The organism is Neisseria sp. HMSC03D10 (assembly GCF_001807625.1).
Taxonomy (GTDB): Bacteria; Pseudomonadota; Gammaproteobacteria; order Burkholderiales; family Neisseriaceae; genus Neisseria; species Neisseria mucosa.
Map to the genome: position 1 here is coordinate 1 of NZ_KV789543.1, position 11,230 is coordinate 11,230.

At 56.0% G+C, this 11,230-nt stretch carries 11 protein-coding genes and 1 riboswitch; of the genes, 8 read left to right on the forward strand and 3 right to left on the reverse strand.

The features are described 5' to 3' along the window. Nucleotides 1–213 precede the first annotated feature (213 nt). Entirely contained in the window at nt 214–2,427 is a 2,214-nt protein-coding gene (locus HMPREF3066_RS06520; protein ID WP_070441343.1) for a RelA/SpoT family protein, read from the forward strand. Between the two features lie 278 nt (nt 2,428–2,705). Here HMPREF3066_RS06520 and nqrM read toward each other — a convergent pair whose 3' ends face one another. Both nqrM and HMPREF3066_RS06530 read right to left on the reverse strand, forming a co-directional pair. Further along, a complete protein-coding gene (gene nqrM / locus HMPREF3066_RS06525) occupies nt 2,706–2,927 on the reverse strand; it encodes a (Na+)-NQR maturation NqrM (protein WP_003757168.1) in 222 nt (73 codons plus the stop codon). A gap of 39 nt (nt 2,928–2,966) precedes the next feature. Further along, entirely contained in the window at nt 2,967–4,016 is a 1,050-nt protein-coding gene (locus HMPREF3066_RS06530) for an FAD:protein FMN transferase (RefSeq protein WP_070441346.1), read from the reverse strand. Nucleotides 4,017–4,108: 92 nt separating this feature from the next. Continuing rightward, nucleotides 4,109–4,218, forward strand: a riboswitch (SAM-I-IV-variant riboswitch). 191 nt (nt 4,219–4,409) lie between these two features. On the opposite strand from HMPREF3066_RS06530, the gene metK reads away from it, so the two are divergent. The 5 genes from metK to HMPREF3066_RS06555 all read left to right on the forward strand — a co-directional run bounded on the left by metK (nt 4,410) and on the right by HMPREF3066_RS06555 (nt 8,206). Then, nucleotides 4,410–5,579, forward strand: coding sequence for a methionine adenosyltransferase (gene metK, locus HMPREF3066_RS06535; protein WP_009312787.1), 1,170 nt, complete (start codon nt 4,410–4,412; stop codon nt 5,577–5,579). 164 nt (nt 5,580–5,743) lie between these two features. Beyond that, the gene (gene pdxJ / locus HMPREF3066_RS06540; protein WP_070441349.1) at nt 5,744–6,472 is read left to right on the forward strand and encodes a pyridoxine 5'-phosphate synthase; all 729 of its coding nucleotides are present in this window, start codon (nt 5,744–5,746) and stop codon (nt 6,470–6,472) included. A gap of 53 nt (nt 6,473–6,525) precedes the next feature. Continuing rightward, a complete protein-coding gene (acpS, locus tag HMPREF3066_RS06545; RefSeq protein ID WP_003755026.1) occupies nt 6,526–6,903 on the forward strand; it encodes a holo-ACP synthase in 378 nt (125 codons plus the stop codon). A 75-nt stretch (nt 6,904–6,978) separates the two neighbouring features. Next, nucleotides 6,979–7,782, forward strand: a complete 804-nt coding sequence (locus HMPREF3066_RS06550; RefSeq protein ID WP_070441352.1) for an NUDIX domain-containing protein — start codon at nt 6,979–6,981, stop codon at nt 7,780–7,782. A gap of 1 nt (nt 7,783) precedes the next feature. Further along, the gene (locus tag HMPREF3066_RS06555) at nt 7,784–8,206 is read left to right on the forward strand and encodes a hypothetical protein (protein WP_070441357.1); all 423 of its coding nucleotides are present in this window, start codon (nt 7,784–7,786) and stop codon (nt 8,204–8,206) included. Nucleotides 8,207–8,289: 83 nt separating this feature from the next. Here HMPREF3066_RS06555 and HMPREF3066_RS06560 read toward each other — a convergent pair whose 3' ends face one another. Continuing rightward, nucleotides 8,290–8,973 (reverse strand): 2,3-diphosphoglycerate-dependent phosphoglycerate mutase, encoded by a 684-nt coding sequence (locus HMPREF3066_RS06560; protein WP_003766223.1) that lies wholly within the window; start codon nt 8,971–8,973, stop codon nt 8,290–8,292. A gap of 183 nt (nt 8,974–9,156) precedes the next feature. Here HMPREF3066_RS06560 and HMPREF3066_RS06565 point away from each other — a divergent pair, with 183 nt between their 5' ends. Next, nucleotides 9,157–9,729 carry a UbiX family flavin prenyltransferase gene (locus HMPREF3066_RS06565; RefSeq protein ID WP_045073932.1) on the forward strand — a complete coding sequence of 191 codons (573 nt, stop codon included), beginning with the start codon at nt 9,157–9,159 and terminating at the stop codon, nt 9,727–9,729. Nucleotides 9,730–9,829: 100 nt separating this feature from the next. Further along, the gene (locus HMPREF3066_RS06570; RefSeq protein ID WP_070441360.1) at nt 9,830–11,122 is read left to right on the forward strand and encodes a valine--pyruvate transaminase; all 1,293 of its coding nucleotides are present in this window, start codon (nt 9,830–9,832) and stop codon (nt 11,120–11,122) included. Nucleotides 11,123–11,230: the final 108 nt, after the last annotated feature.

The following is an 11,230-nucleotide window of genomic DNA, read 5'->3' on the forward strand; positions in this document are numbered from 1 at the left end:
TGATAAAAATTATTACTTGCATTGATATTATTCCCAATATTTTTTCACTGCAAGCACATTTACACGCTAATTGTTTGTTTTATTTTGATGTTTATATGTTATTGCAAGTTGGGTAGCCCAGGCCGTCTGAAACATGCTTTGTCGCAAAATACGGGCAAGCTGCTACAATACAGCCGCTATGTCGAAACAAAACAAACGGAGAAACGGCACGCCATGAGCAACACACGACAAACCCCGGAAATCCCCGCCGCACCGATGCAAGAATCCCGCGCGTGGTTTGACGCGCACACCGCCGGTTTGCCCGAACCTGCGCAAAAGCTGCTTCAGACGGCCTTGTCGCTGGCCGAGACGCATTATCCTGCCGATGCGGCCACGCCTGCGGGCGAGCCGCTTTTGGCGCACCTTTTGGGTGCGGCGCGTATGGTGAACGAATTGGATTTGCTGCCCGATGCGGTGGCCGCCACGCTTTTGGCCGACATCGTGCGTTTTGTGCCCGACTGGCGCGAGCTGCTCACGGAACGCTGCAACAGCACCGTCGCCGAGCTGGTCAAAGGTGTGGACGAAGTGCAGAAGCTCACCCACTTTGCCCGTGTGGACAGCCTTGCCACGCCTGAAGAGCGCGCCCAACAGGCGGAAACCATGCGTAAAATGCTGCTGGCGATGGTTACCGACATCCGCGTCGTGTTAATCAAACTCGCCATGCGCACCCGCACCATGCAGTTCCTCAGCAATATCCCCGACAGCCCCGAAAAACGCGCCGTCGCCAAAGAAACCCTCGATATCTTTGCCCCGCTCGCCAACCGTCTGGGCGTGTGGCAGCTCAAATGGCAGCTCGAAGACCTCGGCTTCCGCCATCAAGAACCTGAAAAATACCGCGAAATCGCGCTGCTTTTGGACGAAAAACGCACCGAACGCCTCGAATACATCGAAAACTTCCTCAACATCCTGCGCGCGGAGCTTAAAAAATACAACGTCCACTTCGAAGTCGCCGGCCGCCCGAAACACATCTACTCCATTTACAAAAAAATGGTGAAGAAAAAACTCAGCTTCGACGGCCTCTTTGACATCCGCGCCGTGCGGATTCTGGTCGATACCGTCCCCGAGTGTTACACCACGCTGGGTATCGTCCACAGCCTCTGGCAGCCCATCCCGGGCGAGTTCGACGACTACATCGCCAACCCCAAAGGCAACGGCTATAAAAGTTTGCACACCGTCATCGTCGGCCCTGAAGACAAAGGCGTGGAAGTGCAAATCCGCACCTTCGATATGCACCAATTCAACGAATTCGGTGTCGCCGCGCACTGGCGTTACAAAGAGGGCGGCAAGGGCGATTCCGCCTACGAACAAAAAATCGCCTGGTTGCGCCAACTCTTGGACTGGCGCGAAAACATGGCGGAAAGCGGCAAGGAAGACCTCGCCGCCGCCTTCAAAACCGAGCTTTTCAACGACACGATTTACGTCCTGACCCCGCACGGCAAAGTCCTCTCCCTGCCCACCGGCGCGACCCCCATCGACTTCGCCTACGCCCTGCACAGCAGCATCGGCGACCGCTGCCGCGGCGCGAAAGTCGAAGGGCAAATCGTACCGCTGTCCACCCCGCTCGAAAACGGACAGCGCGTCGAAATCATTACCGCCAAAGAAGGGCATCCTTCCGTCAACTGGCTGTACGAAGGCTGGGTCAAATCCAGCAAGGCAATCAGCAAAATCCGCGCCTACATCCGCCAGCAAAACGCCGACACCGTGCGCGAAGAAGGCCGCGTCCAACTCGACAAGCAGCTTGCCAAACTCACGCCCAAGCCCAACCTGCAAGAGCTTGCCGAAAACCTCGGCTACAAAAAACTCGACGACCTCTACACTGCCGTCGGACAGGGCGAAATTTCCAACCGCGCCATCCAGAAAGCCTGCGGCACGCTGAATGAACCGCCGCCCGTACCGGTTAGCGAAACTACCATCGTCAAACAGTCCAAAATTAAAAAAGGTGGCAAAACAGGTGTTCTTATCGATGGCGAAGACGGGTTGATGACCACGCTTGCCAAATGCTGCAAACCCGCGCCGCCTGACGATATTGTCGGCTTCGTTACCCGCGAGCGCGGCATTTCCGTACACCGCAAAACCTGCCCCTCTTTCCAACACCTCGCCGAACAAGCGCCTGAAAAAGTGCTAGACGCAAGCTGGGCGGCGTTGCAGGAAGGACAAGTGTTCGCCGTCGATGTCGAAATCCGCGCCCAAGACCGCTCAGGGCTTTTACGCGACGTATCTGACGCGCTCGCCCGCCACAAACTCAACGTTACCGCCGTGCAAACCCAGTCCCGCGACTTGGAAGCCAGCATGAGGTTCACGCTGGAAGTCAAACAAGTCAACGACCTCCCGCGCGTCCTCGCCAGCCTCGGCGATGTCAAAGGCGTGTTGAGCGTCACGCGCTTGTAAGGAAGAGCAAAAGGTCGTCTGAAAAACGGATTTCAGGTTTTTCAGACGACCTTTTTGGCAAGTTTGGTATCGTAATCGACATTGGAAATATCTGTTCTGTCCTTCCTGCCTGCGCGGAAATGACGGCAATTTGAGCAGCTTTGCTAAATCGCCAACTGCCTTTTAAAAACTAGCTACACCTTCAAATCAAAGGTCGTCTGAAAACTGCAATATGCGGTTTCAGACGACCTTTTGTGTTGCCAAGTTCAAAGCAAGGCTGAACCTAATTTGGGCGAGAATCAGTGATCGACGGTGATGCCTTTGCTTTCCTGCTGTTTCTGTTCGTCCAGTTTCTTTTGCAGCGTGTCGCACGGGGTGTCGCAGTCGCAGACTTTTTTCATGCCCAGCGAGGAGATGCCGCCGCAGCTGCCTTTGATGGTGCGCTTGGAAAAAATGTAGCCGACCGCCATGCCGAGGATGACGAGGAGGAAGAGGCCGAAGGTGAGGAGTAGGGTTTTCATGATGGTGTTCCTGTGGGGATGGATATGAGTCTGTAGATATTAATGGAGTAGTTTTTTAAACGCGCCGGACATTTCGGTATGGTAGCCGTTTTGGTCGCGGATAATCAGGAAAACGGCGAGGTTTTGCTGTTCGGCGAGTTTGAGGGCTTCGGTTTCGCCGAGTACGAAAAGTCCGGTGGACAGGCCGTCGGCGGTGGTGGCGTTGTCGGCGATGACGCTGATGGAGGCGAGGCGGTGCGACAGCGGGCGGCGGGTTTTGGGGTCGATGATGTGGGACAGCCGCCTGCCTTGCGGGTCAACGTGGAAAATGCGGTAGTCGCCGGAAGTGGCGAGGGAGCGGTTGTCGAGGGGGACGACGATTTGGGTGTTGCCGCCTTGGACGATGTTGGGCTGTTCGATGCCGATGCGCCAAGGTTCGCCTTGGGCGTTGCGGCCTTTGCCGTGCAATTCGCCGCCGATTTCGACAAGGTAGTTTTGGATGCCGAGTTTTTCAAGTTCGCCTGCTACTTTGTCCACGCCGAAGCCTTTAGCGATGGAGGAGAGGTCGAGGTAGGCTTCGGGTTGGGTTTTGGCGAGGGTGGCTTGTTTGCCGTCTTGCGTCAGGATGATTTTGTCCGTACCGGTTTGGGCGGCGGCTTTGTCGATTTCGGCTTGGGTGGGTTCGCGGGTGATTTCTTTGTTCGGTCCGAAGCCCCAAAGGTTGACGAGCGGGCCGACGGTTACGTCAAGCGCGCCTTGTGTGAGGCGGTTGAGGCGTAAGGCTTCGGCGGTTACGGCGGCGAAATCGGCGGAAACGGGCATGGGTTTGCGGGTTTCTCGCATTTGGTTGAAACGGCTGATTTCGGAGTCTTCGCGGTAGGTGGACATTTGGCGGTTGACTTCTTCGAGCGCGCCGTCAATCTGCTTTTTCACGGCTTCGGGCGCGGGCGGGTTGGGGAGGTCGTCTGAAAGGTATTTGACGGTATAGGTCGTGCCCATCGTTTCGCCCTGAAGCACGGTTTGTTCGGATGTTTTTTTGCTGCACGCGCCCAAGGGCAGGGTAAGGGCGAGGGCGGCGGCAAGGGCGGGAATGGCGGAGGGCAGGTGCATGATAGGGTGTTCGGGTGTTTTCAGACGACGTATTGTAACGTAAAACGCAAGGGCGCGCGGCTTGCGGGGGCGGGGCTTTTCTGCTAACATCCGCGCTGCATTAAGAGTTGGGAATTCCATGCCAACCTGCTTTTCAGACGGAAAGGTAAGGTGGACGGCTGCAAAGCCGATGTGGTCCGAGAGGGCAATTCAAATCCCCCCGCTTGATGCGGGAATTTTTTTGCCCGTATGTTCTGTACAGGCAGGATTCCGAATCGTTTTATCCAAGTGGGAATATTTATCATTTGGATGGAGCGCAGGTGGAAATTTTGTTATGATTTCCGTTGTGGGATATATGATGAAACAACAGGTCGTCTGAAAGCAGACGGCTTGTTTTTGAAGGAAAATATTGAAATGAGCGAATATCTGTTTACTTCCGAATCGGTTTCCGAAGGCCATCCGGACAAAGTAGCCGACCAAGTGTCCGATGCGATTTTGGATGCGGTTTTGGCGCAAGACCCCAAAGCGCGCGTCGCGGCGGAAACTCTGGTAAACACCGGTTTGTGCGTGTTGGCGGGCGAAATCACCACCACCGCCCATGTGGACTACATCAAAGTCGCACGCGAAACCATCAAACGCATCGGCTACAACTCGTCCGAGCTGGGCTTTGATGCCAACGGCTGCGCGGTCGGCGTGTACTACGACCAGCAATCCCCCGACATCGCCCAAGGCGTGAACGAAGGCGAAGGCATTGACCTGAACCAAGGCGCGGGCGACCAAGGCCTGATGTTCGGCTACGCCTGCGACGAAACCCCGACCCTGATGCCGTTTGCCATCTATTACAGCCACCGCCTGATGCAGCGTCAAAGCGAATTGCGCAAAGACGGCCGCCTGCCGTGGCTGCGTCCCGACGCAAAAGCGCAGTTGACCGTGGTTTACGACAGCGAAACCGGCAAAGTAAAACGCATCGACACCGTCGTCCTGTCCACCCAGCACGACCCTGCAATCAGCCATGAAGAACTGAGCAAAGCCGTGATCGAGCAGATTATCAAGCCTGTTCTGCCGCCCGAAATGCTGACTGCCGAAACCAAATACCTGATCAACCCGACTGGCCGCTTCGTCATCGGCGGCCCGCAAGGCGACTGCGGTCTGACCGGCCGTAAAATCATCGTCGATACCTATGGCGGCGCAGCTCCGCACGGCGGCGGCGCATTCTCCGGCAAAGACCCGTCCAAAGTGGACCGTTCCGCCGCCTACGCCTGCCGTTATGTCGCGAAAAACATCGTTGCCGCAGGTTTGGCAACCCAATGTCAGATTCAGGTTTCCTACGCCATCGGCGTTGCCGAACCGACTTCGATTTCCATCGATACTTTCGGCACAGGCAAAATCAGCGAAGACAAACTGATTGCCCTGGTTCGCGAACATTTCGACCTGCGCCCCAAAGGCATCGTCCAAATGCTCGACCTCTTGCGCCCGATTTACAGCAAATCCGCCGCATACGGCCATTTTGGCCGCGAAGAGCCTGAATTTACTTGGGAGCGCACTGACAAAGCTGCCGCATTGAAAGCAGCCGCAGGCGTATAAAAAGCATAAAGGTCGTCTGAAAGGGAGTTTCAGACGACTTTCCATCCTTATGGCAACTGCAATTTTTCCCAATCAGCAAGGCAGCATGCGTCGGTATGCTGCCTTTTTCGACCAGAAAGATTACAATTAGCGGGTCGTCTGAAAATCCAAAGAAAGGACACATCATGCTCTTAGGTGTAAACATCGACCACATCGCCACCGTCCGCAACGCCCGCGGTACGACCTATCCCAGCCCCGTGGAAGCGGCATTGGTCGCGGAAACGCACGGTGCGGATTTGATTACCATGCACCTGCGCGAAGACCGCCGCCACATCAAAGACGCGGACGTGTTCGCCGTCAAAAATACCATCCGCACGCGCCTGAACCTTGAAATGGCGCTGACTGAAGAAATGCTGGAAAACGCGCTTAAAGTCATGCCGGAAGACGTGTGCATCGTGCCTGAAAAACGTCAGGAAATCACGACCGAAGGCGGTTTGGACGTATTGGCGCAACAGGAAAAAATCGCCGAGTTCACCAAAATCCTGACCAACGCAGGCATCCGCGTTTCGCTCTTTATTGATGCCGACAACGAGCAAATCCAAGCCGCCCATGATGTCGGCGCACCCGTTATCGAGCTGCACACCGGCGCATACGCCGATGCACACAGCCACGCCGAACAAATCAAGCAATTCGAGCGTCTGCAAAATGGCGCGCATTTTGCCAGCGATTTGGGCTTGGTCGTCAACGCCGGACACGGCCTGACCATACACAACGTTACCCCCATCGCCCAAATCCTCGCCATCCGCGAGTTGAATATCGGGCATTCGCTGATTGCCCAAGCCCTCTTCCTCGGCCTGCCCGAAGCCGTCCGCCAGATGAAGGAAACCATGTTCAGGGCAAGACTGCTGCCTTGATGCGGCAACACCCACCTTTTCAGACGACCTTCTCTCAACAAGGAGACCACCGCATGATTTACGGCATAGGCACAGACATCGTTTCCCTCAAACGCATCATCCGCCTGAGCAAAAAGTTCGGACAGGCGTTTGCCGAGCGCATCCTCACCCCCGAAGAACTGCTCGAATTCCCGCAAGCGGGCAAGCCCGTCAACTACCTCGCCAAACGCTTTGCCGCCAAAGAAGCCTTCGCCAAAGCCGTCGGCACGGGCATACGCGGCGCGGTTTCCTTCCGCAACATCGGCATCGGGCATGACGCATTGGGCAAACCCGAATTCTTCTACGCCCCCGCCCTATCCAAATGGCTGGAAGAACAAGGCATCAGCCGCGTCAGCCTCAGCATGAGCGACGAAGAAGATACCGTGTTGGCATTTGTCGTTGCCGAAAAATAAGACAGCCCCCATTGGCAGGTCGGATTCCCAAATCCGACCTTTCCGAATTTTCAGACGACCCTTCTCCCTATTCCCATGACCCAAGACACCCGCCCCCTTATCCGCGTCGTTGCCGGCATCCTGCTCAACCAAGACGGCGACTACCTGCTCAGTTCCCGCCCCGAAGGCAAGCCCTATGCCGGATATTGGGAATTTGCCGGCGGCAAAGTCGAAGCGGGCGAAACCGACTTCCAAGCCCTGCAACGCGAGTTTGAAGAAGAACTCGGCATCCGCATCCTAGCCGCCACACCTTGGCTGACCAAAATCCATTCCTACGAACACGCCCGCGTCTGCCTGAAATTTCTATGGGTAAACCCCGACCAATGGACGGGCGAACCCCAATCCCGCGAAGGACAGGCATGGTCGTGGCAAAAAGCGGGCGATTTCAACGTCGCCCCCATGCTGCCCGCCAACGGTCCGCTACTGCGCGCCCTCTCCGTCCCGCGCCAACTTAAAGGTCGTCTGAAAACCGGTTTGCACGGACAAAACAGTACCGGCGAATACCGCGTCGCCCCCTACTCCCTAGCCGAACCGCACCACGCCAACATCCTCATCTCAGAAACCGAACTGCACAAGCTCGGCAAACTGCCCCAAGCCCAAAGCGTTTGGGTATCGATACACACCCGCGAACAATGGCAGCGCGTACAAGATGCCGACGTCGTCGTTTGGCAAGTCAACGACGACGCAAGCGCACGGCAAGTGCTTGAAATATTGGAACAAGGCGTATCTGTTCCGCTGGTTGTCGCCGCGCCCGAAACACTGGTTTCAAGCTACCGCGACCGCTGGCTCTCGACAGGCGCACACGCCGTCCTGTCCGACAATGACACCGAGGTCGTCTGAAATGGACAAAAACCGCAAACTCCTCCTCGCAGGCGTCCTCCTCATCCTCTTCGCCGCCGCCAAACTCCTGCTGCTGAACTGGTGGCAGAAACAACAACCCCAAGCCCGCGCCGCCGAGTGCAACCTCATCAAAGGCTGCATCCTGCCCGACGGCTCGCACGTCCGCTCCACCCCCATCAGCCACCGCTCCGCCTTCGACATCACCGTCGAAAACGCCCCAGCCGAAACACAACAAGTCAGCATCAGCTTCAGCATGAAAGACATGGACATGGGCTTCAACCGCTATATGCTCCAACAACAATCCCCGCGCACTTGGCAAGCGCACCAAATCCACCTGCCCGTCTGCGTCGAAGGCAGACGCGACTACATCGCCGACATCACCATAGGCGGACAGACTTTTCAGACGACCTTTACCGCCCAATAGGCTTTCTACGCGTATTCAGACAAGAAAGGCCGTCTGAAACCACAAATCAGGGTTTCAGACGACCTTTTTATTATCCGCAAAGCTTACAGATAGAATTTTTCAACCACTTTCAAATTGTCGTCCAATTTGTACACCAGCGGCTGACCGGTCGGGATTTCCAAGCCCATGATGTCTTCGTCGGAAATGCCTTCGATGTGTTTGGCCAATGCGCGCAGGGAGTTGCCGTGGGCGGCGACCAAGACGCGTTTGCCGCTCAGAAGCGCGGGGGCGATTTGGTCTTCCCAGAACGGCAATACGCGCTCCAAAGTAACTTTCAGGTTTTCGCCGTCGGGGATAACATCGGCGGGCAGGTTGGCATAGCGGCGGTCGTTGTGCGCGGAGAACGGGTCTTTCGGATCGAGCAGCGGCGGCAGGGTGTCGTAGCTGCGGCGCCAGATGTGGACTTGCTCGTCGCCGTATTTTTCGGCGGTTTGTTTTTTGTCCAAACCTTGCAGTTGGCCGTAGTGGCGTTCGTTCAGCCTCCAGCTTTTGATTTGCGGCACGAACAGTTGGTCGGATTCTTCCAAAACGATGTTGCAGGTTTTAATCGCGCGGGTCAGAACGGAAGTGAAGGCGATGTCAAACTCGTAGCCTTTTTCCTTCAGTTTTTTACCGGCGGCGGCAGCTTCGGCAAGCCCCTGCTCGCTCAGTTTCACGTCGCGCCAGCCTGTAAACAGGTTTTTCGCGTTCCATTCGCTTTGTCCGTGGCGGATAAATACCAATTCCATGTCGTATGCTCCAATTTGAGGTCGGTAGAAGGGCTTATTTATAACATATTTCGGCTGCTTCTGCCGAACCGCCTCCCCTACCCTTGCTTTCAGTCAAACAGCCGCTGTTCAAAATATGAAACCTGCCTGTCAAGACGACCTGCTTTATAATGTTACCCAAATACGTTTTTACGAGAGACTTTCATGACCCGACGTTTGATTATCGGCATCAGCGGAGCCAGCGGTTTCCAATACGGCATCAAGGCCTTGGCGCTTTTGCGCGCACACGATGTCGAAACGCATCTGGTGGTATCCAAAAGCGCGGAAATGACGCGCGCGCTGGAAACGCCGTATGAAAAAGACGAACTCTACCGCCTTGCCGATGTCGTCCATCCGATAAACCATATAGGTTCCGCCATCGCCAGCGGTTCGTTTAAAACCGACGGGATGCTGATTGCCCCTTGTTCGATGCGCACGCTGGCTGCGGTTGCAAACGGCTTCGGCGACAACCTGCTGACACGCGCGGCGGACGTGGTCCTGAAAGAGCGCCGCCGCCTTGTGCTGATGGTGCGCGAAGCCCCGCTCAACCTTGCCCATCTGGACAATATGCGCCGCGTTACCGAAATGGGCGGCATCGTCTTCCCGCCTACCCCCGCCCTCTACCAGCAGCCGCAAACCATAGACGACATCATCACCCACAGCACCGCCCACGCGCTTTCACTTTTAGGTTTCGACACCGGCGCCGTACCCGAATGGACGGGCGGAACATCTTCCTAAATATCAAAGGTCGTCTGAAACCCGTTTTCAGGCTGGCAGAAAGCCTCCCTCCATATCAAGCTGATATAATCCCCGCCAATCATATTTACACGGAGTCATCATGCAGTTCTCGGCATTCGGCGAAAAATTCACGCAACACAGCGGCATCCTGCAACTTATGGACGACCTCGGCGACGCGCTCAAAAGCGACAAGCCCGTCAACATGCTCGGCGGCGGCAATCCGGCGCGGATCTCCGAAGTCAACTCCGTGTTCACCGACGTATTTTCAAAGCTGGCGGCGGAACACGCCGTCGAGAACATCGGCAACTACTCCAATCCCCAAGGCGATGCCGCGCTGATTGACGCGTTGACCGCCTTCCTCAACCGCGAATACGGCTGGCACCTGACCGCTGACAATATCGCGTTGACTAACGGTTCACAGAACGCGTTTTTCTATCTTTTCAACCTCTTCGGCGGCAAATTTAAGGTTTCAGACGACCTTTCCGTAGAGAAAGCCATCCTGCTGCCACTCGCGCCCGAATACATCGGCTATGCCGACGTGCATGTCGAAGGGCAGCACTTCGTTTCCGTCAAACCGAAAATCGAAGCTGTCGAACACGAAGGCGAAGAAGGCTTCTTCAAATACCACGTGGACTTTGACGCGCTGGAAAGCCTGCCTGAACTCAAAGCGGGCAAAATCGGCGCGATTTGCTGTTCGCGCCCGACTAACCCGACCGGCAATGTGTTGACCGACGGCGAAATGGCGCGGCTGGACGCTTTGGCGCAAGAACACGGCATTCCGCTGATTATCGACAACGCCTACGGAATGCCGTTCCCCAACATCATTTACAGCGACGTGACGCTGAATTGGCACGAAAACATCATCCTTTGCTTCAGCCTTTCCAAAGTCGGCCTGCCGGGCGTGCGCACCGGCATCATCGTCGCTGCGCCCGAAGTCGTCAAAGCCGTCAGCAGCCTGAACGCGATTGTGAACCTGTCGCCCACCCGCTTCGGCGCAGCCATCGTAACGCCGCTGTTGCAGGACGGTCGTCTGAAACAGCTTTCAGACGACGTCATCCGGCCGTTTTACCGCAATCAGGCGCAAACCGCCGTCTCGCTGCTCAAGCGTGAGCTGGGCGCGTATCCGCTGAAAATCCACAAGCCCGAAGGCGCGATTTTTCTGTGGCTCTGGTTTGAAAACCTGCCCGTTTCGTCGCAAACCCTGTACGAAATGCTCAAAGCCGAAGGCACGCTGATTATTCCGGGCGAACATTTCTTCGTCGGCATCGACACGCAGGATTACCCGCACGCCCGCGAGTGCATCCGCATGAGCATCGCGCAGGACGCGGAAACGCTGGAAAAAGGCATCGCCGCCATCGGCAGGGTGGTGCGCGGTTTGTACGACGCGGCGTAAACGGTAAAGTTGACAGCCATTCAGTCAAAAGGTCGTCTGAAAACGGTTTCAGACGACCTTTTATCATTTATAGTGAATTAACTTTAAACCAGTACGGCGTTGCCTCGC

Coding starts and splice junctions, on each gene's coding strand:
- metK (WP_009312787.1), top strand. CDS start 4,410: ATGAGCGAATATCTGTTTACTTCCGAATCGGTTTCCGAAGGCCATCCG.
- acpS (WP_003755026.1), top strand. CDS start 6,526: ATGATTTACGGCATAGGCACAGACATCGTTTCCCTCAAACGCATCATC.
- nqrM (WP_003757168.1), bottom strand. CDS start 2,927: ATGAAAACCCTACTCCTCACCTTCGGCCTCTTCCTCCTCGTCATCCTC.
- HMPREF3066_RS06530 (WP_070441346.1), bottom strand. CDS start 4,016: ATGCACCTGCCCTCCGCCATTCCCGCCCTTGCCGCCGCCCTCGCCCTT.
- HMPREF3066_RS06555 (WP_070441357.1), top strand. CDS start 7,784: ATGGACAAAAACCGCAAACTCCTCCTCGCAGGCGTCCTCCTCATCCTC.
- HMPREF3066_RS06520 (WP_070441343.1), top strand. CDS start 214: ATGAGCAACACACGACAAACCCCGGAAATCCCCGCCGCACCGATGCAA.
- HMPREF3066_RS06565 (WP_045073932.1), top strand. CDS start 9,157: ATGACCCGACGTTTGATTATCGGCATCAGCGGAGCCAGCGGTTTCCAA.
- HMPREF3066_RS06550 (WP_070441352.1), top strand. CDS start 6,979: ATGACCCAAGACACCCGCCCCCTTATCCGCGTCGTTGCCGGCATCCTG.
- pdxJ (WP_070441349.1), top strand. CDS start 5,744: ATGCTCTTAGGTGTAAACATCGACCACATCGCCACCGTCCGCAACGCC.
- HMPREF3066_RS06570 (WP_070441360.1), top strand. CDS start 9,830: ATGCAGTTCTCGGCATTCGGCGAAAAATTCACGCAACACAGCGGCATC.
- HMPREF3066_RS06560 (WP_003766223.1), bottom strand. CDS start 8,973: ATGGAATTGGTATTTATCCGCCACGGACAAAGCGAATGGAACGCGAAA.